General features: G+C 36.7%; 21 protein-coding genes. 18 read left to right on the forward strand and 3 right to left on the reverse strand.

The annotated features are described in order from the left end of the window. Positions 1–201 precede the first annotated feature (201 nt). The 12 genes from pyrR to psiE all read left to right on the forward strand — a co-directional run bounded on the left by pyrR (position 202) and on the right by psiE (position 13,719). Positions 202–741 carry a bifunctional pyr operon transcriptional regulator/uracil phosphoribosyltransferase PyrR gene (pyrR, locus tag MKY60_RS06260; RefSeq protein ID WP_340929071.1) on the forward strand — a complete coding sequence of 180 codons (540 nt, stop codon included), beginning with the start codon at positions 202–204 and terminating at the stop codon, positions 739–741. Positions 742–845: 104 nt separating this feature from the next. Then, positions 846–2,165 carry a solute carrier family 23 protein gene (locus tag MKY60_RS06265; protein ID WP_340929072.1) on the forward strand — a complete coding sequence of 440 codons (1,320 nt, stop codon included), beginning with the start codon at positions 846–848 and terminating at the stop codon, positions 2,163–2,165. Positions 2,166–2,406: 241 nt separating this feature from the next. Then, positions 2,407–3,285, forward strand: coding sequence for an aspartate carbamoyltransferase catalytic subunit (locus tag MKY60_RS06270; protein WP_340929073.1), 879 nt, complete (start codon positions 2,407–2,409; stop codon positions 3,283–3,285). Between the two features lies 1 nt (position 3,286). After that, entirely contained in the window at positions 3,287–4,567 is a 1,281-nt protein-coding gene (locus tag MKY60_RS06275) for a dihydroorotase (protein WP_340929074.1), read from the forward strand. Then, a complete protein-coding gene (locus tag MKY60_RS06280; RefSeq protein WP_340929076.1) occupies positions 4,564–5,664 on the forward strand; it encodes a carbamoyl phosphate synthase small subunit in 1,101 nt (366 codons plus the stop codon). Before MKY60_RS06275 ends, MKY60_RS06280 begins: the two co-directional genes overlap by 4 nt. After that, positions 5,657–8,854 (forward strand): carbamoyl-phosphate synthase large subunit, encoded by a 3,198-nt coding sequence (carB, locus tag MKY60_RS06285; protein ID WP_340879349.1) that lies wholly within the window; start codon positions 5,657–5,659, stop codon positions 8,852–8,854. Before MKY60_RS06280 ends, carB begins: the two co-directional genes overlap by 8 nt. Continuing rightward, positions 8,851–9,627, forward strand: coding sequence for a dihydroorotate dehydrogenase electron transfer subunit (locus MKY60_RS06290; RefSeq protein ID WP_093494418.1), 777 nt, complete (start codon positions 8,851–8,853; stop codon positions 9,625–9,627). The genes carB and MKY60_RS06290 overlap by 4 nt, the downstream gene beginning before the upstream one ends. Then, positions 9,624–10,538, forward strand: a complete 915-nt coding sequence (locus MKY60_RS06295) for a dihydroorotate dehydrogenase (protein WP_340929078.1) — start codon at positions 9,624–9,626, stop codon at positions 10,536–10,538. Before MKY60_RS06290 ends, MKY60_RS06295 begins: the two co-directional genes overlap by 4 nt. Continuing rightward, complete coding sequence (gene pyrF / locus MKY60_RS06300) at positions 10,535–11,245, forward strand: orotidine-5'-phosphate decarboxylase (protein ID WP_340879351.1); 711 nt, start codon at positions 10,535–10,537, stop codon at positions 11,243–11,245. Before MKY60_RS06295 ends, pyrF begins: the two co-directional genes overlap by 4 nt. Further along, positions 11,242–11,874, forward strand: a complete 633-nt coding sequence (pyrE, locus tag MKY60_RS06305; protein WP_340879352.1) for an orotate phosphoribosyltransferase — start codon at positions 11,242–11,244, stop codon at positions 11,872–11,874. The genes pyrF and pyrE overlap by 4 nt, the downstream gene beginning before the upstream one ends. A 239-nt stretch (positions 11,875–12,113) precedes the next feature. Next, positions 12,114–13,031, forward strand: coding sequence for an HPr(Ser) kinase/phosphatase (gene hprK, locus MKY60_RS06310; RefSeq protein ID WP_340929079.1), 918 nt, complete (start codon positions 12,114–12,116; stop codon positions 13,029–13,031). Positions 13,032–13,272: 241 nt separating this feature from the next. Next, on the forward strand, positions 13,273–13,719 hold the full coding sequence (gene psiE / locus MKY60_RS06315) for a phosphate-starvation-inducible protein PsiE (protein WP_093494419.1): 447 nt from the start codon (positions 13,273–13,275) through the stop codon (positions 13,717–13,719). A gap of 141 nt (positions 13,720–13,860) precedes the next feature. On the opposite strand, the gene MKY60_RS06320 is transcribed toward psiE, so the two are convergent. Both MKY60_RS06320 and MKY60_RS06325 read right to left on the reverse strand, forming a co-directional pair. Continuing rightward, complete coding sequence (locus MKY60_RS06320; protein WP_340929080.1) at positions 13,861–14,673, reverse strand: YgaP family membrane protein; 813 nt, start codon at positions 14,671–14,673, stop codon at positions 13,861–13,863. A gap of 159 nt (positions 14,674–14,832) precedes the next feature. Further along, complete coding sequence (locus MKY60_RS06325) at positions 14,833–15,105, reverse strand: small, acid-soluble spore protein, alpha/beta type (protein ID WP_340929082.1); 273 nt, start codon at positions 15,103–15,105, stop codon at positions 14,833–14,835. A 267-nt stretch (positions 15,106–15,372) separates the two neighbouring features. Between MKY60_RS06325 and MKY60_RS06330 the strand changes: the two genes are divergently transcribed. Then, entirely contained in the window at positions 15,373–16,275 is a 903-nt protein-coding gene (locus tag MKY60_RS06330) for a LysR family transcriptional regulator (RefSeq protein ID WP_340929084.1), read from the forward strand. 51 nt (positions 16,276–16,326) lie between these two features. Continuing rightward, positions 16,327–17,163 (forward strand): YitT family protein, encoded by an 837-nt coding sequence (locus MKY60_RS06335; RefSeq protein ID WP_340879356.1) that lies wholly within the window; start codon positions 16,327–16,329, stop codon positions 17,161–17,163. 1,189 nt (positions 17,164–18,352) lie between these two features. Here MKY60_RS06335 and MKY60_RS06340 read toward each other — a convergent pair. Continuing rightward, positions 18,353–20,035: an Rqc2 family fibronectin-binding protein gene (locus MKY60_RS06340; protein ID WP_340929086.1), complete on the reverse strand. Its 1,683-nt coding sequence runs from the start codon at positions 20,033–20,035 to the stop codon at positions 18,353–18,355. Positions 20,036–20,607: 572 nt separating this feature from the next. Here MKY60_RS06340 and gmk point away from each other — a divergent pair. From gmk to priA, 4 genes are all read left to right on the forward strand, one after another. Continuing rightward, the gene (gene gmk, locus MKY60_RS06345; RefSeq protein ID WP_090563572.1) at positions 20,608–21,228 is read left to right on the forward strand and encodes a guanylate kinase; all 621 of its coding nucleotides are present in this window, start codon (positions 20,608–20,610) and stop codon (positions 21,226–21,228) included. Beyond that, positions 21,229–21,453 carry a DNA-directed RNA polymerase subunit omega gene (gene rpoZ / locus MKY60_RS06350; RefSeq protein WP_093494426.1) on the forward strand — a complete coding sequence of 75 codons (225 nt, stop codon included), beginning with the start codon at positions 21,229–21,231 and terminating at the stop codon, positions 21,451–21,453. It abuts the gene before it with no gap. A 107-nt stretch (positions 21,454–21,560) separates the two neighbouring features. Next, on the forward strand, positions 21,561–22,766 hold the full coding sequence (gene coaBC / locus MKY60_RS06355) for a bifunctional phosphopantothenoylcysteine decarboxylase/phosphopantothenate--cysteine ligase CoaBC (RefSeq protein WP_340931070.1): 1,206 nt from the start codon (positions 21,561–21,563) through the stop codon (positions 22,764–22,766). Then, positions 22,763–25,174: a primosomal protein N' gene (priA, locus tag MKY60_RS06360; protein WP_340929088.1), complete on the forward strand. Its 2,412-nt coding sequence runs from the start codon at positions 22,763–22,765 to the stop codon at positions 25,172–25,174. Before coaBC ends, priA begins: the two co-directional genes overlap by 4 nt. The last annotated feature ends 20 nt before the right edge of the window (positions 25,175–25,194 follow it).

The following is a 25,194-nucleotide window of genomic DNA, read 5'->3' on the forward strand; positions in this document are numbered from 1 at the left end:
TATACTAGTGAAAGAAATAAGAAAAAATTATATAGCTTCACCTTTAATAACAGTCCAGAGAGGCTGAGAAGGTACTTGTGAACGTGACTCACTATCAATCTGCGGATTTTTAGTAATCACTCTAATTTATTACGCATTTACAACCTTCTGGGCTCTCGAGCTTAGAAGGTTTTTTATTTTGTTCAAAGGAGATGTAAGTTGATGGGAGAAAAAGCGAATATTCTAGATGAGCAAGCGATAAATCGAGCACTCACAAGAATTGCACATGAAATTATTGAACGTAACAAGGGGATTGATGAATGTATTCTAGTGGGCATCAAAACTAGAGGAGCATTTTTAGCTCAGCGTCTAGCGGATAGAATCGAACGTATTGAGGGCAAACCTATAAAAACAGGAGAGCTTGATATAACGCTATATAGAGATGATCTTTCCTTGAAGAATGATACAGCTGAACCGCTAGTGCAACAAGTTGATATAACACATGATGTGAAGGATAAAAAAGTTATTTTGGTTGACGATGTTTTATTTACCGGAAGAACTGTCCGAGCTGCAATGGATGCAGTAATGGATTTAGGAAGACCATCTCAAATTCAGCTAGCAGTTTTAATTGATAGAGGGCACCGAGAGCTACCGATTCGAGCAGACTATGTTGGAAAAAATATACCTACCTCTAGCAGTGAGAGAATTGTTGTAAAAGTTACAGAAACAGACGAAGTAGATGCAGTAACCATTTACGAATAAGCAAAGAGAAAGCATCGACAAGCGCTGGAGATAAACAGATATTGAGTAAGAAGCATATACTTCCAGGTCAATTAAAAAAATTATTTAAAAGGTAGGTAAAATTTATGTCAAATGCCGTTTTAGATGTAAATGAAAAGCCATCCGGTGGGCAGCTCATCACTTTAAGTTTTCAACATATGTTTGCGATGTTCGGATCTACCATATTAGTACCACAGCTGGTAGGTTTAAGCCCTGCGATTGCATTGTTAACAAGCGGGATAGCAACAATTATCTTCTTACTCGTAACTAAATTCCAAGTACCAGCATATTTAGGATCGTCGTTCGCATTTATCGCACCTATTCTTGTGGCAGTAAATGGGTTGAATGAATCGGGAAAAGCTATTAATCCGGGTAATGCCATGATCGGGGCAGTTTTCGTAGGATTAGTTTATGGAATTGTGTCTCTTGTAATTTGGAAAAGTGGTTATAAATGGATTATGAAGCTTTTACCAGCAATTGTAGTAGGTCCTGTTATTATGGTTATTGGTCTCGGATTGTCGAGTACAGCAGTCGATATGGCAATGAATATAACAAATGCAGAATCAGGCATAAAAGAATATAGCTTCCTGCATTTCTCAGCAGCTTTAGTTACATTGTTTACAGCGATCATCTGTACGGTATACTTTAAAAATATAATTAGTACAATGCCAATCTTAATAGGATTAGTTGTAGGTTATATATATTCCATTATTATCGGGATTGTTGATTTTACCCCAATAAAAGAAGCGAAATTGTTCGCTTCACCAGACTTTTTAGTTCCTGGAGTACATTATGATTTTGTTGTTACTTCAAATATATTACTAGTGATGGTTCCAATCGTTATCGTCACTATCTCAGAGCATATTGGGCATCAGCTCGTGTTAGGGAAAGTTGTAGAAAGAGACTACATAAAAGAACCTGGATTGCATAGGTCATTACTAGGTGATGGTCTAGGAACGTTAGTAAGTGCACTTATCGGTGGACCACCTAAAACTACTTACGGTGAAAACATTGGAGTGTTAGCAATAACTCGTATATATAGTGTTTATGTTATTTTGGGTGCAGCTGTAGTAGCGATCCTACTTTCGTTTTTTGGAAAAGCAATGGCAGTTATTTCTACGATACCAACAGCAGTTTTAGGCGGTGTATCTATCCTACTATTTGGGATAATCGCAGCAAGTGGGTTACGTATGTTAGTTGATGCAAAAGTAGATTTTGGCAATAGTAGAAATTTAGTCATTGCATCTGTAATCCTAGTAATAGGAATCGGTGGGGCAAAATTCATTGTCACAGAAGCTCTTAGTATTGAAGGTATGGCTTTAGCGGCAATTATCGGGGTTATACTAAATCTGATCCTACCAGGTAGAAAACAAGCAGAAAGTACAGATTTACATCAAACTAAATAATAGACCTTTTAAGAAGTTGAACAGTGAGTCAGCAAAAGGTTCGGATAGCAAGTTGGGACATGTAGCATGATCCTACTACTTGTCTATGCAAAAACGAACCTTCTCGAAACTTTTTCGAGGAGGTTTTAACATTTACTAAACAAGCCTCCGGCGGATGTCACAGACTTTATCGAGCTTCTCAATAAAAGTCTAGACTCAAATCCACCAGGAGAATTTGATTTAAACAGAAAGGTGGATATTCATGGAAAATTTAGTATCAATGAAAGACTTATCGGCGGATCAAATACATCAGATATTAAAACAAACACAAGCATTTCGTGATGGTACCACCTCAACTCTGAAGAATAACTACATGGTATCGAACCTGTTTTTTGAGCCTAGCACTAGAACTAAGATGAGCTTTGAAATGGCTGAAAGAAAATTGAAATTAGATATCCTTCCTTTTGACGCTGGATTCTCTAGTACATTAAAAGGTGAAACACTTTATGACACAGTAAAAGTTTTAGAATCCATTGGGCTAGATGTATTAATTATTAGGCATGAGCAAAATAATTATTTTGAAGAATTAGTTGGGAAAGTTAAACCTGCGATTATTAACGGGGGAGACGGTACAGGAAATCATCCAACGCAAAGCCTGTTAGATATTTATACAATTTGGCAAGAGTTTGGCACTTTACAAGATAAAGTAATCACGATTGTAGGAGATATCAACCATAGTCGTGTTGCTAGGTCTAATGCAGATGCACTTGCAAAATTAGGCGCACAAGTCCGATTTGTATGCCCGCCAGAGTGGCAGGGAGAGTTCGAAGCGTTTAATGAATTCGATGAGATAATAGAAGATAGTGATGTTCTCATGATGCTCCGTGTTCAACATGAGAGACATGATGGGAAGACAACATTTTCTAAAGAGCAATATCATCATTTATATGGTCTAACAATAGAACGTGAACGGAAAATGAAAAAAACTGGAATTATCTTACATCCAGCGCCATTCAATAGAGGCGTGGAAATAGCTAGTGAGTTAGTAGAATGTGATCGGTCAAGGATATTTAAGCAAATGGAAAATGGTGTTTATGTTCGCATGGCTGTCATTGAAATGATTTTGAAAGGGAGAGAATAACATGACAAAAATTATTCAAAACGTTCAAATAGTTAACAATGAAGGAAATCTAGAAACAACTGCTATTTTAGTTCAAGATGGAAGAATTGCAGCAATCGGAGCGAGTATCGCATCAAATGGTGCACAACTAATAGATGGTAAGGGACAATTACTTTCACCTGGCTTTATTGATGTACATGTTCATTTACGTGAACCAGGGGGAGAGCATAAAGAAACGATTGAAACAGGAACGAAAGCAGCAGCAAAAGGTGGTTATACAACCATTTGCGCTATGCCAAATACAAGACCAGTACCTGACAGTGCAGAAAATTTCTCACATGTATTAGATTTAGTAGAGAAAAATGCACTTGTACGCGTATTACCGTATGGTTCCATTACAATTCGACAAGCGGGCAAAGAAAGAACAGATATCGAAGCTTTAAAAAATCTTGGAGCTTTTGCTTTAACAGATGATGGTGTTGGTGTACAGGAAGCTGGAACAATGCTAGAAGCAATGAAGGAAGCAGCAAAATTCAATATCCCGATTGTCGCTCACTGTGAAGATAACACACTTATCTACGGTGGCGTGATGCATAAAGGGAAACGCAGCGAAGAACTTGGTTTAAAAGGTATACCTTCTGTTTCTGAATCAGTACATATAGCGCGAGACATTTTACTCGCAGAAGCCGCAGGTGCGCACTATCATGTATGTCATGTGAGTACGAAAGAATCAGTTCGAGTGATTAGAGATGCTAAAAAATCTGGTATTCAGGTTACAGCAGAAGTAAGCCCGCATCATTTATTACTATGTGAGGACGATATTCCATCAAATGACGCAGCATGGAAGATGAACCCTCCACTTAGAGCGAAAGAAGATATGATGGCACTGCGTGAAGGACTGGTAGATGGAACCTTAGATTTTATCGCAACAGATCATGCTCCTCATACTGAGGAAGAAAAGTCATTTGGATTTGAGAAAGCTCCTTTCGGAATAGTCGGTTTAGAAACAGCATTTCCACTATTATATACTCACTTTGTTAAAACTGGCGATTGGACTCTCAAGCAGCTATTGGATTACCTAACTATCAAACCAGCGGAAGTATTTGGATTTGAGTTTGGAAAGCTTGAGGTAGGAGCTCCAGCCGATTTAGTTTTATTAGATTTAGAAAAAGAGCAAGAGATTGTGAAAGAAGCTTTTGTATCCAAAGGAAAGAATACACCATTTAACGGATGGGCCTGCAATGGTTGGCCACAACTTACAATGTATAACGGAGAAATCGTATGGCAGGAGGAACAAGCATGAAAACAAGATACTTAATATTAGAAGACGGTACGGTATTTAAGGGAAATGCATTTGGAAGTGATGCAGGAACAATTGGTGAAGTAATTTTTACAACTGCAATGACAGGCTATCAGGAATCCATTTCAGATCCTTCTAACTGTGGGCAAATATTAACGTTTACGTATCCTATGGTTGGTAACTATGGTATAAATCCAGATGATTTTGAAGCTATAGAAATAGGACTTTCTGGAGTTGTTATTAGAGAGCTTGCAGAACAACCATCGAACTTCAGAAATACTGCTACTATAAATGAATTTTTAGTTGCTAAAAACGTTCCCGGAATTGAAGGAATTGATACAAGAAAGCTAACACGTATTATTCGTATGCACGGTTCATTAAAAGGAAGGCTTACCAATGCAGACGAAGAGGTGAATGTGGAACAAATAGTACAAGAACTTCAAGCAACTGAACTTCCTAAAAATTTAGTAGAACAAGTTTCAATAACTCGACCATACCCAAGCCCAGGACGTGGAAAAAGAGTGGTACTGGTGGACTTTGGTATGAAACATGGCATATTAAGAGAACTAAACAAACGTGATTGCGATATTATTGTAGTCCCATATAACACTTCAGCAACTGAAATTCTAGGTATGTACCCGGATGGTGTCATGCTATCTAATGGACCTGGAGATCCAACTGATATTCCAGAAGCAATTGAAATGGTAAAAGGAATTATCGGAAAAGTACCGATTTTCGGAGTATGTCTTGGACATCAACTTATTTCACTGGCAAGTGGTGCTAAATCCTTCAAATTGAAATTTGGTCATCGCGGAGGAAATCACCCAGTAAAAGATTTAAGAACTGGTAGAACAGAGTTAACTTCTCAAAACCATGGTTATGCAATTGATGCAGATTCCATTGCACAAACTGATCTGGAAATTACACATATAGCTTTAAATGATGGCACAGTAGAAGGAGTTAGACATACTAAGTTCCCGGTATTTTGTGTTCAGTTCCACCCAGAAGGATCCTCAGGTCCAGAAGATTCAAAACATCTATTTGACGAGTTTATCAAATTAATGAATACAGAAAGCAAAAAGGAGAATTCACATGCCTAAACGTAAAGATATAAAAACAATACTAGTAATAGGTTCCGGTCCAATTGTTATCGGTCAAGCAGCTGAATTCGACTACGCAGGTACACAAGCTTGTATTTCACTTAGAGAAGAAGGCTATAGCGTTATTCTTGTGAATTCCAACCCTGCAACTATTATGACGGATACAGAAATTGCAGATAAAGTTTATATTGAACCTCTAACATTACCATTTGTTAGTAAAATCATTCGTAAAGAGCGTCCAGATGCAATATTACCTACACTTGGTGGGCAAACTGGTTTGAATATGGCAATTGAACTCGATGAATCTGGAATTTTAGATGAACTAGGAATCGAAATACTAGGTACAAAACTAGAAGCAATTCATAAAGCAGAAGACCGAGATTTATTCCGTTCGTTGATGAATGAATTAAATGAACCAGTTCCAGATAGTGATATTATCCATAATTTAGAAGAAGCGAAAGCATTTGTCGAGAGAATTGGTTATCCTGTTATCGTTCGTCCGGCATTTACAATGGGTGGTACGGGCGGAGGTATTTGTTACAATGACGCCGATTTAGCTGAAATTGTGACAAGTGGTTTAAAATACAGCCCAGTTACTCAATGTTTACTTGAAAAATCGATTGCTGGATATAAAGAGATAGAGTACGAGGTAATGCGTGATTCTGCCGATAACGCCATTGTTGTATGCAATATGGAAAACTTCGATGCTGTTGGAATTCATACAGGGGATTCAATCGTAGTTGCTCCAACACAAACATTGTCTGACCGTGAAAACCAAATGCTTCGAAATGTATCTCTTAAAATAATTCGTGCACTTAAGATTGAAGGTGGATGTAATGTCCAATTAGCACTTGATCCGCATAGCTTCAATTATTATATTATCGAAGTTAACCCAAGAGTTAGCCGTTCTTCTGCACTGGCTTCAAAAGCAACTGGTTATCCAATCGCAAAACTTGCAGCTAAAATCGCAGTAGGTCTTACATTGGATGAGATGATGAATCCAGTTACTCAAAAAACATACGCTTGCTTCGAGCCTGCATTGGATTATATTGTAGCGAAAATTCCAAGATGGCCATTCGATAAATTCGAATCGGCTAAACGTAATCTTGGAACACAAATGAAAGCTACTGGGGAAGTAATGTCCCTAGGACGAACATTTGAGGAAGCAATACTTAAGTCAATTCGTTCACTAGAAACGGGTCATTTCCATATCGAAATGAAAAATAGCGAATCCATTACAGATGCCTGGATGGAAAAACGTATTCGTCGTGCAGGAGATGAGAGACTATTCTTCATAGGAGAAGCACTTCGCCGTGGAGTAACTGTTGAAACAATTCATGAATGGAGCCAAATTGATCTATTTTTCTTAAACAAACTTCAAAATATCGTGAAATATGAAGAAATTATTCAAAAAAATCCGTTCAACCAAGAAGTACTTTATAAAGCAAAACGCATGGGCTTTGCAGATAAAACTATTGCGAAATATTGGAATGTCACTGAATTAGAAGTATATAACTTTAAAAAAGAAAATGGAATTGTACCAGTATACAAAATGGTCGATACGTGTGCAGGGGAGTTTGAGTCAGAAACACCATACTTCTACGGAACATACGAAGAGGAAAATGAATCCATTCGTTCAGAAAAGGAAAGCGTAATTGTACTAGGGTCAGGTCCGATTCGTATCGGTCAAGGGGTTGAGTTTGACTATGCTACTGTACATTCTGTGTGGGCTATTAAAGAAGCAGGCTACGAGGCGATTATTATAAATAATAACCCTGAAACAGTTTCAACCGACTTCTCCATCTCAGATAAGTTATATTTTGAACCACTAACATTAGAAGATGTCATGCATATCGTTGACTTAGAGCAGCCGAAAGGTGTAGTTGTACAATTCGGGGGACAAACAGCGATTAACTTAGCTGCTGGGCTTGAAGAAAGAGGAGTTAAAATTCTAGGTACAACGTTAGAAGACATTGACCGTGCTGAGAACCGCAACAAGTTTGAAGCGGCTCTACATGAAATAGATATTCCTCAGCCACTAGGTAAAACTGCAGTCTCTGTAGAAGAAGCTACAAGCATTGCCAATGAGATAGGGTACCCTGTATTAGTCAGACCTTCTTATGTACTTGGTGGTCGTGCAATGCAAATTGTATATAGCGAAGATGAGATCAAACATTATATGGAGCACGCAGTGGAAGCGAGCCCTGAAAAACCAGTATTAATAGACCGTTACTTAACTGGAACAGAAATTGAAGTAGATGCAATTTGTGACGGAGAAAATGTATTAATACCAGGAATTATGGAACATATTGAACGTGCAGGAGTTCACTCTGGTGACTCAATTGCTGTGTATCCGCCACAAAAACTTTCTCAACAACAGATTGATACACTGGTAGATTACACAACAAGACTTGCTAAAGGTTTGAAAATTGTTGGATTGATGAATATTCAATATGTCATTTCTAAGGATGAGGTTTACGTAATTGAAGTAAATCCACGTTCAAGTAGAACAGTACCATTCTTAAGTAAAATCACATCTATCCCAATGGCAAATATTGCTACAAAAGCAATTTTAGGTCAAACGATTATTGAACAAGGATATTCACCGGGACTTGCCCCAAATAGCCCTGGAGTGTATGTCAAAGTTCCAGTATTCAGTTTTGCAAAACTTCGTCGTGTAGATATTACGCTTGGACCTGAAATGAAATCTACTGGAGAGGTAATGGGGAAAGATATTACACTTGAAAAAGCGTTATATAAAGGATTAGCAGCAGCTAGTATGGAAATCAAAGACCACGGCACGGTACTAATGACTATATCGGATAAAGATAAAGAAGAGGGCACAGAAATTGCGAAAAGATTTTATGCAATAGGGTTCCGCATTATGGCAACACAAGGCACTGCAAAAGCAATTAAAAATGCAGGAATTCCAGTTGATATTGTAGATAAAATCGGTTCAAAAGGAACTACATTATTAGATGTAATTCAAAAAGGGGAAGCGCAATTTATCATTAACACATTGACAAAAGGCATGCAGCCTGAACGAGATGGATTCCGTATTCGTAGAGAGTCTGTAGAAAATGGCATTCCTTGTTTAACTTCATTAGATACTGCAGAAGCGATGCTCCGTGTTATTGAATCGATGACATTCTCTACGGAGACTATGAAACATCAGGAGGCTAAAGCATGATTAGACAGGAGCAAATGGAAGTCGTACACCAAAGATCCATTGCGACGAACATTTTTGAACTCACATTGACTGGACCACTTGTACTGGATATGAAACAACCAGGTCAATTTGTCCATCTACGAGTGTCTGATCAAATGGAACCTTTGCTAAGAAGACCAATAAGTATTTCAACTATAAATAAAGAAACATTAGAATTTACGATGATTTACCGAGCAGATGGAAGAGGAACTGCACTTCTATCTGAAAAAAAACAAGGGGACCAAGTCGATGTACTTGGACCTCTTGGAAATGGTTTTCCAATTGATAAAATAGAAGCTGGTCAGAAGGCTTTACTGGTAGGTGGCGGTATTGGTGTTCCACCTTTATATGAGCTATCCAAAAGACTTGTGGAAAAAGGTGTACAACCTATCCATGTGTTAGGGTTTCAATCGGAATCCGTTGTTTTTTATGAAAAGCAGTTTATTGAACTTGGAGATACCCATATCGTGACTGCGGATGGTAGTTATGGCTCTGCAGGATTTGTAACAAATGTATTAGAAACATTACAAGATGATTTTGCGGTTTACTATAGCTGTGGTCCCACACCGATGCTTGCAGCATTAGAAAAAATGTACCCAGAAAAAGAAGGGTACTTATCTTTTGAACAACGAATGGGTTGTGGAATTGGTGCATGCTTTGCATGTGTTTGTGATACAACTGAGAAAATAGATGCTGATTATGTGAAGGTTTGTTCAGATGGTCCAGTGTTCCCGTCAGGAGTGGTTCAAGTATGAATAGATTAGCTACCAAATTACCAGGTCTTTCTTTGAAAAACCCAATCATGCCGGCATCTGGTTGTTTTGGGTTTGGAAAGGAATATGCAAAATTATACGATTTGTCTAAGTTAGGTGCCATTATGATTAAGGCAACAACACCAGAAACGAGATTAGGTAATCCAACACCACGTGTGGCAGAAACCCCAGCTGGAATGTTAAATGCAATTGGTTTACAAAACCCGGGATTAACTAAAGTGATGGAAAATGAACTCACATGGCTTGAACAATACGAAGTACCAATTATTGCAAATGTAGCTGGCTATACAACTGAAGATTATGTCACTGTTGCAGAAGCGATTTCAAAGGCGCCGAATGTGCACGCACTTGAACTAAATATCTCTTGTCCAAACGTCAAACAAGGTGGTATTACATTTGGAACAGACCCCCTTATTGCAGAAGAGTTAACTAAGGCGGTAAAAGCAGTATCAGCTGTCCCTGTATACGTGAAGCTATCTCCAAATGTAACTGATATTGGAGAGATTGCAAAAGCGGTAGAAGCAGGTGGAGCTGATGGTATTACAATGATTAATACATTACTTGGCATGCGATTAGACACTATAACTGGTCGTCCAGTAATTGCAAACGTAACAGGTGGATTATCAGGTCCAGCTATTAAGCCAGTGGCACTTCGTATGATTTATGATGTAGCGAAAAGAGTGTCTATTCCTATTATCGGAATGGGTGGAATTACAACAATTGATGATGTGATTGACTTCTTATCTGTTGGTGCTAGCGCGGTTGCAGTGGGGACAGCAAATTTTGTAGATCCATTTGTTTGTCCAATGTTAATCGAACAGCTTCCAGCTAAATTAGATGAACTAGGTTTTGAGACAGTAAATGATTTAGTGGGAAGGAGTCATCGACTATGAAAAATAGCCCTATTATCGCATTAGACTTTGCAAATGCAAGTGATGCATATCAATTTCTAACACCCTTTGATCAATCGTTATTTGTAAAAGTAGGTATGGAGCTTTATTTACAAGAGGGGCCTTCCATTGTTTATCGACTGAAAGAAATGGGTCATGATGTATTTCTTGATCTGAAATTACATGATATTCCACACACAGTAGGCCAAGCTATGAAAGGACTAGCTCGTTTAGGTGCAGATTTAGTCAATGTACATGCAGCTGGGGGAGCGGCTATGATGATTGCTGCACGTGAAGGATTAGAGGCTGGTACCACAACTGGCAGCAAAAGACCCTCAATTATTGCTGTAACTCAGCTAACTTCAACGTCTGAACCTCAAATGCAACAGGAACAACTGATTCAAACGACGATTGATGCATCGGTTGTTCATTATGCGGAGCTAGCTAAAACAGCAGCGCTAGATGGAGTCGTTTGCTCTGTTTTGGAAGCAAGAAAAATTAAAGATGCATGTGGTCATGAATTTTTAAGAGTTACTCCAGGTATTCGTTTAGAAGAAGGTGAAGCTCACGATCAGGTCCGCGTAGCAACTCCTACAAATGCACGAATCCTTGGCTCCTCTCATATTGTCGTAGGACGAGCGATCACAAAAGCGAAAAACCCAGTACAAGTATATGAAACTATTTTGAAAATGTGGGAGGAAAATGCATGAGCTTAGAAAACAAAATTGCAAAGGCACTTCTAAATGTTGGTGCAGTTGCATTAAAACCCAACGACCAGTTCACATGGGCTTCTGGTATCAAATCTCCAATTTACTGTGATAACAGAATTACAATGTCTTCGCCTACTATTAGAAAAGAAATTGCACTAGGATTAGTAGAAGCAATCGAGAAAAACTTCCCAGGAACAGAAGCAGTAGCAGGTACGGCAACTGCAGGTATTCCACATGCTGCATGGGTAAGTGATTTAATGGAGCTGCCGATGATGTATGTCCGGTCAAAAGCAAAAGAACATGGCCGTGGCAATCAAATTGAAGGTAAAGTAGTCGCAGGGCAAAAAGTAGTAGTGATAGAAGACTTAATCTCCACAGGTGGAAGCAGTCTTGTTGCAGTTGAAGCTCTTCAAAAAGAGGGTATAGAAGTACTAGGTGTAGTTAGTATATTTACTTATGGACTACCTAAAGCTGAACAAGTATTTAAAGAAGCAGGTATATCTTTTGTCAGCTTAACACACTACGATGCGTTAACATCTGCTGCAAAAGAAGCAGGAATAATTGGAGAAGAGGATATTCCAATGCTTTCTAAATGGCATAATGATTTAAAACAAGGCTTGTTGAAATAACTTATAGTAAAACGATCTCCCTAAAAAAAGGAGATCGTTTTCTTATAGAGAAACTTATACCTAGACACTCGATTAAAATAGGTACCGAGATTAATTAATTTATTTTTATTTGTGCTATTTGCTTTGGTATTTGTTATATTATGAGTTAGCGATATTGGATTCCGTTTAATTTAAACGGACGGGACCATATAACTTAAGATTTAATATGGAACTTGTTATTGAGAGGACGAGTGTAAGGTATGAAGAATTTAATGGTGACAGATCTTGTGAATAGATTTTCTTTGGAAGTTTTATCTGGTCACGATCAATGCCATCGGGTATTAAAGAAAACAAAAGTTCGACGTCCAGGGTTGGAGTTTATGGATAAATTTGATTTTATAGCAACGGAACATGTTCAAATTTTAGGTAAAAATGAAATAAGCTACTTACATACACTCCAAGAAGTAGAATGTAAATTACGAATAGGCAATATTATTAAATACGATCCGCCCTGTATAATAATTACATCTAATCAAGAGGAGCCACCAGGATTAATACAATATTGTGTTGAAAATGAAATACCATTACTGCGCACATTTGATTCCACTAGCGAAGTAAGTGCAAAACTTGATGCATTTGTTGTTAAAGCTATGGCACCAGAGATTTCGATACATGGTGTTTGTGTGAATGTGTCCGGAATGGGGATATTGTTACGTGGTAAATCAGGTGTAGGTAAAAGTGAAACAGCTCATACATTGATTGGACGCGGTCATAGATTAGTTGCAGATGATATTGTCGTTTTAAAAAAGTTAAGTCCACAGACGCTTCTGGGATCTCATAATGAAAAAAACAAAGAATTCTTGGCTTTGCGAAGTATTGGATTATTAAACGTAGTCCGTCTGTATGGTCGTACAGCATTTCAAGAGGAAACACGTATAGCATTAGATATTGAGTTAACTAAATGGGAAAGCAATACATTGAATAACGAGTTAGAATTGGAAACCAAGTTTATAGATTATATGGGCGTTCAGATACCTCATATTCAAATTCAGTTACAACCAGGTCGTGATGTAGCAGGTCTTATTGAAGCTGCCGCAAATAATTGGTACCTAAAGCAGCAGGGATATAGTGCTGCAGAAGAATTTGTGAAAAGATTAGAGCAAGAAATGGAAGATTAGTGAAGAATACATAAAAAGCGCCCACCGTATTTATTTTAATGGTGGGTACTTTTTATGCTTTAAAAAAATATTTTTTATTTTCAAATAAAATTATAGACTTGGAAGCGCTTTCCAGTTTATTATTCTCTAAATGATACCACTTAATATTTGAATGCTCTATTTGGGGATTCCACACTAAATAGAATGGATATGAATAAAAGCAGATGAATTTGTATTTATAATTTGGAATGGAGGATTTTAAATGGAAAAGTTATTTAAAAAAGAATTTTCTATAGTTTTATCAATTATCCCAAAGATGTTGCAAACGTTTCTGAATTTCTGTCTAATATTGTTAGCGCTAATTTTATCATTTTTACTTATTAAAGAGTTAACTGTATTCTTTAAAATTTTGATAACTGTTGGGTCCAGTGATTACAAGCAATTCCTTGCAAATATCCTCATTTTCTTTTTATATTTTGAGTTCATTACGATGATTGTTAAATATTTTAAGGAAGACTATCATTTTCCACTTAGGTATTTTTTATATGTAGGAATTACTGCCATGATTAGGCTAATTATTGTCGAGCATGATCACCCGATTGATACCTTAATCTATTCACTAGTTATACTAATTTTAATAGTCGGTTATTTCATTATGAATATTACACCTCTAGAGAGACCAAAGCGTCAATTGTTTTTTAAAGAGTAGTATGGTGTAAAGCAGTAATGTTAACTAAAAAACGTGCTGCGCATTTATTAAGTAAATATTTGATACGCAACACGTTTTTATTGTAGTGCATCTTTATTACAAATAAATCTTGAGATTAATGGTCCTATTCTTCGTATTCTTTTATTGAAGAATATTTGGTGTAGAAATGTTTTTTTGACCAGATTTGGATACTGCTTCAATGATGGTTGAATCTAGGTTTGTATTCTTAGCAGTTCCATCTAACTGCGGTTTTGTATCTGATTTTTGAGAAGCAGCTTGCTTAATAGTTGAACTAGAGGCTGATTTAGTATTGCTCCCAATTGTAAAAGCATCTTTCTTGTTTGTGTTCCCATTTGTATTTGGTTTCTTATTGCCTGTCCCACTTGTTCCAGAGGCATTTTTTGAGTTGGTCATACCTGCTACGTCTTTGACCATTTGACTAACCTGTGGTGCGACAGTTTGAGCAATGCTTCCGATTGTTTGTGCATTGGTCCCCATAGAATTTTGTCCAGCACTGCTACTATTTTGGCTACTTCCCATACTTGGTGAGCCAGAAGCAGTTTGAGACGAAGATGTGCTTGTTAATTTTTGTGCAATATTTCCAACCATTTGCATGATATTTCCACTTTTTTGTCCAGTATTGCCACTTGAAGCATATTGTCCAGATGGAGTTCCGTTTGCCATCATATTATTAGCATTAGCTGCATTAGCTTGTGCACCTTGATTTGCATTTTCACTTGCTAGATTTTCCATAATAGTTCCTAACGCTTTAGTTGGACAAAACTTTGTTGCTCCTTCAGCTGCTTTCATAGACCCAAAAAGGACAAGCATCTTTCCACTTCTACTTTTTGGTTCACGTAAAAGGCGTAGGGTACCATAAGTGGTCATTACTGAACCTACCATGAGTCGGAAGAATGCAGTTCCTGGATTAAGATTTTGTTGGTTAAATGCCATGTCATGACCTCCTAATATTCATTTCATTATTGCTTGGGAAATAATACAAAGAAATAAGTAGTAAAATTAAGAAACAGATATTTATACTGATCCATTTCAGACCTTATAATCCCCATACAATCGATTTTTATACGATATTATTTCTGTGGTGATAAAGATTTATTTCTTAAGCATTTGTTCTTGTGCCATTCTAACCATTTCTTTTACCATACTCCCTCCAATTGAGCCCCCAATTTTTCCTGCCTGTTCTGAAGTGAGTTTACCGTTATATTCGTTATTTAAGGGAATACTTAATTCATCTGCAATTTCGTATTTTACATCGTCCGGATTATTACTTTTTACCTCATAACCTTTCTCTTTCATTACTCGAACCTTCAATTTATCTAGTTCCTTACGTGCAGAAGGTACTAATATTTTATTTTTATTTGCCATTATGTCTTCACTCCTTCATAAGGTAGTCTTTACGAAAAATGAGATTTTAACTATTGGTATTTAATACAAAGTTAATAATTATAGCAGCATAATTTTTTTGTAGACACTATTAACTATTAACCCTAAAATTTTAAATGATTTTGATTAAAATAATTCATTTCCTTAATATCTAGATAAATACTATAATTGCATTTGGCGGTAAATTATCGTCTTTTAGAAAGGATTCCTATACAATATGAGGAATATTATTCATATGGGGGAATGACTATGGAACTTCGCAATTTAAAAACCTTTTTGGTTGTTGCTGATTGCGGTGGATTTACTAGAGCTGGGGAGCAATTGGGTTATACGCAGTCAACTGTTACGAATCATGTTAGGGCATTGGAAGAGGCTGTAGGGAACCGCCTTTTTGATCGATTAGGAAAAACAGTAGTTTTAACGGATGCGGGTATACATCTAGCTACATATGCCAATGAAATCTTACAACTTTATCAAGAAGCGCTCGATTCATCCAGATTAAATAATGAGCCTTCTGGTACAGTATTAATCGGAGCAAATGAGTCTTTAATGGTATATAGATTACCGACTATACTGTATGAATTTAAAAGGATGTATCCAAAAGTCCAGCTTATTTTGCAACCTTCTGAAAGTCAGGAGCTTAACAATGAGTTGAAATCCGGAAAGTTTGACTTGGCTCTATTTACAAATCCTGAAAAATTAGGTTCAGATATTATAACGAGGGATTTAGTGAAAGAGACGCTGGTAATGATTGCCCCTGCTGGCCACCGTTTATGTGGTAAAGCGGTAATCACTCCAAATGATTTGGTAGATGAAGTATTGCTTCTGACGGAGGCAGGAAGTTACCGTGACTTGTTAGAGAGATGGATTAAAGACGATGGTGTTGGTTGTTCACGCATTGCTTTTTGGAATATTGAAGCAATAAAACAATCGGTGAAGTGTGGGCTAGGTTTATCCTATTTACCATTGATGACAGTGAGAGAGGAATTGGAGCGGGGCAGTTTAGTCGCACTTCCTTGGGTGCATAGCGATGAGTTCGTAACTACCCAACTTGCATATCACAAAGATAAGTGGCTAACGCCAGCTATGAATAAATTAATTGAAATAATCGAAAAGCACGCAAAGAAATGGGAGTCTGAAGACCGACAGTAAACTACATATGTAGAGTTTTTGCTTGGTTATTAGTAGGAGGAATTACATAACATGGCACAACAACGTACTAAAGAAATATTCTTAATTATAATTGGGTCCTTATTGTTCGCAATCGGTATTAACTATTTTGCAATCCCATATCGATTATCTGAGGGTGGGGTTATTGGGATAACTGTTATTACTTATTATTTATTCGAATGGTCACCAGGTGTTGTGAATCTTATTATCAATGCTATTCTTTTAGTGATTGGTTATAAGTTTTTTGATAGAAAGACAATGATATATACAGTACTTGGAATTATTTTTTCCTCCTTATTTCTATTTATCACAGAAGATGTAGGACATCAATTGAATGGTGACACATTGCTTGCCGCATTGTTCTCAGGGGTATTTGTTGGTCTTGGTCTAGGTTTAATGTTCAGAGCTGGAGGAACTTCTGGGGGATCCGCTATTTTAGCTCGTTTAGCCAATCAATATTTAGGATGGAGTCTGGGTAAGGGTGTCCTTATCATTGATATTGTCGTTATTGCTGGCTCGGTATTCATCATTGGTCAGGAAAAAGCGATGTACACACTTGTTGCTGTATTTTTAGGTTCTAAAGTAATTGATTATGTAATTGAAGGACTAAATAGCCGAACAGCTGTGACAATCATTTCGGAACGTTCCGAAGAAATTCGCCAATTTATATTATCTAAAATGTCTCGAGGAGTAACAATTCTTGAAGGTCGTGGCGGCTATAGCCAGGATCAAAAGGAAGTCCTTTATATTGTCATCAACCAACAGGAATTAGTCCAATTAAAACAAACTGTTAGCAGCGTAGATGAGCAGGCATTTGTTGTCGTCCATGAAGTACGTGATGTATTAGGTAGTAGTTTTAGTGTTCAGTAGAATGGAAGATTATAGTAGTAGCCTCTAATCAAATATTCACTTTTAAAGAAGATTTTGGAGTTGTGAGAGGGTGAAAAGATGAGATTAATCCTGCCAAAAGAATATACTAATTTTTTTCGGATTGTCTTTCCGATCGTCTTACTATTAATTGCCATAAATAATGTTTTTTTAAATTGGAAGTTTCAACTATATCATTTCAACGAATTAGAGGACTTTGGTTCAATCTTGTTTGTCTTGATTATTAGTATATTTGAAAGTGCTCTCTGTACATTCTTTTTATGGTTCCTCCTTTATCGAGTGATTAAAAAGATTGTGGGAAACAAGGTCAAGTGAAAGATTTATACGTTTCATTAACCTAAGTGGCAAATAAATGGTTTTAGGAACAATATACCTTTTAGAGTTACTCACTCAAATTAATTGACTGCTTAATAGGAATAACCCATCAGAGTTCTAACTCACACAATGATGGGTTATTTTTTATGGTTAAATGGCAGATTCATTAGAAAAATTATTGTTAAGCTACTTCTCTTCAACTAATGGCATGCTTCTAAATCCTCAAATACAGCATAAATTTTTCCTGAATTGGGTAAACTTTTATTTGAAATAGGGAAGTTTATGCACCTACAATAATTCGGACCATGCACTAGTTTAGTTTCTCTATGATGAAGTGTTATCTATACAATTTTCAGAATAGAGTAGAGTAGAGATTATTGGAAGAATAATAATCTAAATATTTTAGTTAGTATGAAAGAGGTGCTCAATGAGTTTGAAGTTTGCTATACTTATTTGTTTGAGTTTAATGTGTCTAATTGCTTGTATTACTTTTTATTTGGGGATAAAGATATCTAAAAGATTTATAAGATATATACCGGTGTTTTCCTTGAGTTCAGGAGTGATCTTTTTTTATATTAGACTAAATTATATTTCTAATTCCCCTAATCCCTTCGAAAGCATTTTCGACAAAATTGCTTTTATTATACTACTTGTTGTATTCAGTTTTGCTTTGTTAGAAGTAGTTATTATTGAAGTTGTAGAGAACACAAAATTACTTGCTAAAGGAATTATAGGTATACGAAAAGCTTTAAAATTAGTGTATATAAAGAAAGAACAGGTCAGATAGAAGTAAGGGAGCTACTTCCTTCTGACCTATCGATTTTTTCCATATAGGAAATATTTCATCAAGAAATTTCTACTTTTTCATATTTCTAATTTTCTCTTCATCCGGTGTTACAAACAATGTCGTCTGTTCAAAATAAATAACAAACCCAGGCTTTGATCCGTTAGGTTTTTTCACTTGTTTAATCACAGTATAATCCACCGGAACTGAAGCTGATTCACGAGCTTTGCTAAAATAAGCAGCAAGATTTGCCGCCTCTAATAATGCAGTTTCTGAAGGGTTATCAGAATGTATTACTACATGAGATCCAGGGATATCCTTTGTATGAAGCCATGTATCGGTTTTCCGAGCTAATTTAAATGTTACAAAATCATTTTGTTTGTTGTTTTTGCCAACTGAAATTTCTGTACCATCGGAGGCAATAAATTTTTCTGGTATCGGTTTTGTTGGTTTTTTCTTCTTTTTCGATGCCCTTGCTTTTAATAAACCCTGCTCCATAAGTTCTTCTCGAATTTCTTCAATATCGGTTGGAGAAGCTTGCATAACTTGCTGGAGCAGTAACTCGAAGTATTCTATATCCTCTTTTGTAATTTGAAATTGCTGTTCAATTTTAAGTAATGCAGTTTTTGCTTTTGTATAACGGCTATAGTACCTTTGTGCATTTTGTGTAGCTGTTTTCCGAATATCTAACGGTATAAGAACAGTCTTTTCATTTTCATCATAATAATTAACAAGCTCTACTTCTTTTAATCCTTTTTCAATCGCGTATGCGTTTGCCATTAACAGTTCGCCGAATAGCTGATACGTATCTAAGTTTTCCGCTTGCTCGAAATCTTTTTGGAGTTTTTTCATTTTTAACTTTAATTTGTTTAATTCGTTTTGAAGCCATCGTTCCAAATCTCCAGCCTGTTGCTTCACACGGTCTCGCTCTGCTTTTGCGAAATAAACACGGTCCAGTAAATTACCTAGACTTTCCTCATTAAATTTGTTGCCATCTAAATGTGTTAATGCATTGGGAGAATAGAAGGTTTTCCCATTTACTTCTACAATTTGTTTATTAGAGCCACCCTGTTTAATCTCATCTATAAATTCTTTATAAGTTTTCACCCTATCTTTAGAATTTTGGAATCTATATACTAATTCTTTTGCATGTAGTGGAGAAAACCCAGAAATTTGGTCCATAATTTCTTTAGGATCGCTGCTCGATTGCAGTACTCCTTCTAATTCTGAAATCTCCAGTGGATTCAACTTATTTTGAGATGGTGGTGCAATATATGGTTGACCAGGCAAAATAGTACGATAACTATTCATGGATGGAGATAGATGTTTTATACTTTCCAAAATAAGATTACGAGAAGGGTCAACTAAAAGTAAATTGCTGTGCCGTCCCATGATTTCCATATGAATTTCACGTGAAATATCATCACCAATCTCGTTTTTACTCTGTATTTGGAAAATAATAATTCGATCGCTTTCATGTTGGTAAATACCAGTAATAATTCCACCTTCCAAATGCTTTCGCAAAACCATACAAAAAAGTGGTGGTTGGGCGGGATTATCAATTGTTTCATGTGTAATTTGTACACGTGAATAGGATGAATGAACGGAGAACAATAGTTTATAATTTTTACCTTGAGCCCTTATATGCATTAATATTTCCTGTGCATTTGGTTGGTGTATTTTTGAAATACGACCTGTAACGAGCTGCTGTAATTCAGTTGTCATCGAAATTGTAAATAAACCATCAAAAGCCATAAGTATTCCTCTTTCAAAACATTATTTTGTATTTAGTAACCAGTACCTAGTGTTAAAGTAAAAAGGCGTCCTATGCTTTTCAATACTGTCTTAGGTTTTCAGCTAAGGTAAAGGACGCCTTTATGTGAAATCCTTCCAGCACTTGCTCCTGCGCAAAGCTCGTCGCAGAAAGGAAGTTCGTTTGCTCCTGCGCAAAGCTCGTCGCAGAAAGGAAGTTCGTTTGCTCCTGCGCAAAGCTCGTCGCAGAAAGGAAGTTCGTTTGCTCCTGCGCAAAGCTCGTCGCAGAAAGGAAGTTCGTTTGCTCCTGCGCAAAGCTCGTCGCAGAAAGGAAGTTCGTTTGCTCCTGCGCGAAGCTCGTCGCGGAAAGTACGTTTGCTCCTGCGCGAAGCTCGTCGCAGAAAGTACGTTTGCTCCTGCGCGAAGCTCGTCGCAGAAGAGCGGTGTCGGTTCTTTCATAGGCGCTTGCGCTTTTCTAATATATCTTATCATTTTCCACTGTACTTGTGTTATAATCAGTAAAGTATGTAATTGGAAGAAGTCGACGTAGTATGACTGTATTTGAAGGAGACGTTATGCGAAGAGAAAAAGGTATATTGATCGTTTTATCAGGTCCGTCTGGAGTAGGTAAAGGGACAGTCCGAAAAGAATTATTTTCAGAGCCAGGTACAAACTATGAGTATTCTATATCCATGACTACGAGAAGCCCTCGTGAAGGTGAAGTAGATGGAGTAGATTATTTCTTTAAGCAAAAAGAAGAATTTGAACAACTGATCGAACAAGGTAAATTGTTAGAATATGCATCCTATGTTGGAAACTACTATGGGACACCTATTGACTATGTAAACGCTACATTAGATTCTGGACGAGATGTTTTTTTAGAAATAGAAGTTCAAGGCGCAGCTCTAGTTCGTGAAAAAGCTCCAGAGGCTCTGTTTATTTTCCTTGCACCGCCAAGCCTTTCTGAGCTTGAGCAAAGACTTATAGGTAGAGGGACGGAAACGGAGGATGTCATTAGTTCAAGAATTAAAGCTGCAAGGCAAGAGCTTGAAATGATGCATTTATATGATTATGTGGTAGAAAACGATGAAGTGGCTAAAGCATGTGCGAAAATCAATGCAATAGTAGTAGCCGAACATTGTCGACGTGAACGTGTAGAAAAAAGATATTCAGCTATGCTGGAAGGAGAATTTTAAATGTTATATCCATCAGTAGATTCATTAAAAACCCAAATCGATTCAAAATATTCTTTAGTGAGTGTTGCTTCCAAGCGAGCAAGACAATTACAAGAAGAAGGCGGAGAACGTCTAACTTCATATGTATCTCATAAGCAAGTTGGGAGAGCATTAGAAGAAGTTGCAGCTGGTGAACTAACTATACAATCATCTAGTGATTCTGTAGTTTATGAAGACGAAGTATAATATTTAACAATACGTAGTAGATGTCTTAATAAGCTGCGGATTAACTGCAACCTCCCAAAGAATGTACGGTTCTTTGGGAGGTTGTTGTTTAGAGGGGAGAATTCATGATGTTAACTTCTAAAAAAATTCTTGTTTGTGTTACCGGTGGAATTGCCGTATACAAAGCAGTAGCATTGGTTAGTAAATTGACACAAGCAGGGGCAAATGTAAAAGTAATGATGACAAAATCAGCAATGGAATTTGTACAGCCATTAAGCTTTCAGGCTATGTCTAGAAATGATGTGTATTTTGATACATTTGATGAAAAAGATTCTAGCGTTATTGCGCATATCGATTTAGCAGACTGGGCAGATTTAGTAATTGTAGCTCCTGCTACTGCCAATGTAATTGGCAAATTAGCAAATGGTATTGCGGATGATATGGTAACTACAACTATACTAGCAACAACTGCGGATGTATGGATAGCACCTGCGATGAATGTACATATGTATGAAAATGCTGCAGTTATACGTAATATTGCCCAACTTTCAAATGATGGTTATCAGTTTATCGAACCTTCTGAAGGTTTTTTAGCATGTGGATATGTAGGAAAAGGTCGATTAGAAGAACCAGAAAAAATAGTACAGTTGGTTGGAATGTATTTTGTACCGAAAGAACTACCTTTAAAAGGAACAAAAGTTGTCGTAACAGCAGGTCCAACTAGAGAGAGAATAGATCCTGTACGATTTTTGACTAATTTTTCTAGTGGTAAAATGGGATACGCTATGGCTGAGGCTGCAGCAAGTCTTGGTGCAGAAACTATATTGATTTCTGGTCCAGTCAGTTTAGTTCCCCCAGCAAATGTAACACTAGTTTCCGTGGAAAGTGCAAAAGAAATGTTAGATGCTGTGTTACTTCATTTTGAAACAGCTTCCATGGTCATAAAAACTGCTGCCGTCGCTGATTATAAGCCAAAAGAGGTATATTCTCAAAAGATGAAAAAGCAAGCAGGTGATTCAGCTCTTGTATTAGAAAGAACTACAGATATTCTTTTAGAACTAGGTAAACGAAAAAAAAACCAATTGTTAATAGGCTTTGCAGCAGAAACAAATGATGTTATCCATTATGCAAAAAGTAAATTAGTGAAGAAAAACGCGGATTATATCATTGCAAATGATGTGACTGAAGAGGATTCAGGATTTGGAACAGATACAAATACTGTGACGTTAGTTGGAAAAAATATAGAGCGGCAGTTTCCAAATCAAAACAAAAAAGAGCTTGCGATGCAATTAATGGAAACAATTATTCAATTGGAAAAAGATGATTCTAAATGATAGTAGAAGTTATTGTAGATGTCTCAGCTTATCCTATCGATCGGCCTTTTGACTATGTAGTTCCTGAAAATTTAGAAACGGTTATAGAACGCGGGAGCAGAGTTCATGTTCCTTTCGGAAATAGAAAGGTACAAGGATTTATAACGAATATTAAAGTACATTCTGATTTAGATGTTTCTAAGCTAAAAGAGATTATTTCTATAATCGACGTGGAACCCGTAATTACTGAAGAATTATTACAACTTTCGAAATGGATGACCAATAAAACATTATGCTATGAAATAGATGCACTGCAAGTCATGTTGCCAGCTGCTCTTCGTGCCACATATAAAAAAGAAATTATGCTTGTAGAACCAGATGGAGTAGATATAGAATCTTTGGCATTATTTGGTGCAAAAGAAACTATTGCTTATGAAGTATTTGAAAAAGCTGGTTTATTACGATTGATGAAAAAATATTTGAATCAAGGAAATTTTCGGTTAGAAACTGTTATTAAACAAAATGCTAAAGTGAAAACAATTGCTAAGTATCGTAAAGTGGAGGACGTGGAATTAGTTCATACTCAACTTAATGAACTTCCCAAGAATGCTGTTAAACAAAAAGAGTTAATTGAATGGTTATTAATACAAAAGCAACCTTCGTTTACAATGGAAGAACTTAAAAATTTTGCAAAAACTAATAATCATACGGTTAAAGCTTTAATCGACAAAGGAATTTTAGAAAAGGAAAATAAAGAAATATACCGTGAGATAAACAGCCTAGAATATAGTGATCAAGACCGAAGATTTAAATTGACGGATGAACAGCAAGAAGCACTTCAAAAGATTAATGATGCGCAGGATAATGATCAGAATACTACTTTTCTGTTACATGGTATTACTGGTAGCGGTAAAACAGAGATATATTTGAATGCTATTGAAAGGTCAATCAATGAAGGCAAACAAGCCATTATGCTTGTGCCTGAAATATCATTGACTCCACAAATGACTAGAAGATTTAAATTGCGTTTTGATGATCAAGTAGCTGTGATGCATAGTGGATTGTCAGCCGGCGAAAAGTTTGATGAGTGGCGTAAAATTTGGCGTGGAGAGGTAAAGGTTGTTGTTGGAGCAAGATCTGCAATATTTGCTCCTTTTAAAAATCTTGGCTTAATCATTTTAGATGAAGAGCATGAGTCTACCTATAAACAGGAAGATACACCGAGGTATCATGCTAGAGATGTAGCAATTTGGAGAAGCGAATTTCATAACTGCCCAGTCATTTTAGGCAGTGCTACTCCTTCACTTGAATCGTATGCTCGTGCTACTAAAGATGTCTACACTTTATTGACGTTGAATATGCGTGCAAAGGAACAGTCATTGCCGATTGTAAATATAGTGGACATGCGTGCTGAGTTAAAAAACGGAAATCGTTCTATGTTCAGTGTAGGGCTAGCAGATGCTGTCAGAGAAAAGTTAGAGAAAAATGAACAAATCGTTTTATTTTTAAACAAAAGAGGATTTTCCTCCTTTGTTTTATGTCGAGATTGTGGAACAGTAGTTGAATGCGACAATTGTGATATTTCGCTTACCTATCACCGAGAGGGGGAGCAGTTAAAATGCCATTATTGTGGACATGAAGAACCAGTGCCGAAGCAATGTCCAGAATGTTCAAGTGAGCATATTCGCTTTTTCGGAACGGGTACCCAGAAAGTCGAAGAGGAGATAACTAAATTATTCCCTTATGCAAGAGTTCTACGAATGGATGTAGATACGACTAAAACTAAAGGTTCACATGAACGAATTTTAAAACAATTTGGAGATGGAGAAGCGGATATTTTACTTGGAACTCAAATGATCGCCAAGGGATTGGATTTTCCAAATATTACGCTGGTTGGAGTGTTAAATGCAGATACAACTTTGCACTTAGCTGATTTTAGAGCAGCAGAAAAAACGTTTCAACTAATGACACAAGTAAGTGGACGAGCTGGCCGACATAACAAAGAAGGACAGGTGTACATCCAAACGTATACTCCAGAGCATTATGCAATTGAATATTCAAGATCACAATTATATGAGCCTTTTTATCATAAAGAAATGTTGGTGCGAAAACAGTTCGAATACCCTCCTTTCTACTATTTAACACTTGTTCAGGTTACACATGAAAATGTCCTGTTAGCGGCCGAATATGCAAAACTAGCGACCGACTGGCTCCGAACGAATTTATCTTCTACCACAATGGTAATAGGACCAACTTCTAGTGCAATCAGTAAAATACAAAATAGATATCGATACCAATGTTTGATAAAATACAAAAAAGAACCAATATTAGTAGAAAAACTCCAACAATTAATCAAAATATACCGAACCGAGTGGATAAAAAAAGGAATCATTTTAACAATTGATCTGGATCCATCCACTATTTTATAAGGTGTTTGAAAAGAGGAAAA

Origin of the sequence: Psychrobacillus sp. FSL K6-1415, from assembly GCF_038003185.1 — a bacterium.
Lineage (GTDB): Bacteria > Bacillota > Bacilli > Bacillales_A > Planococcaceae > Psychrobacillus > Psychrobacillus psychrodurans.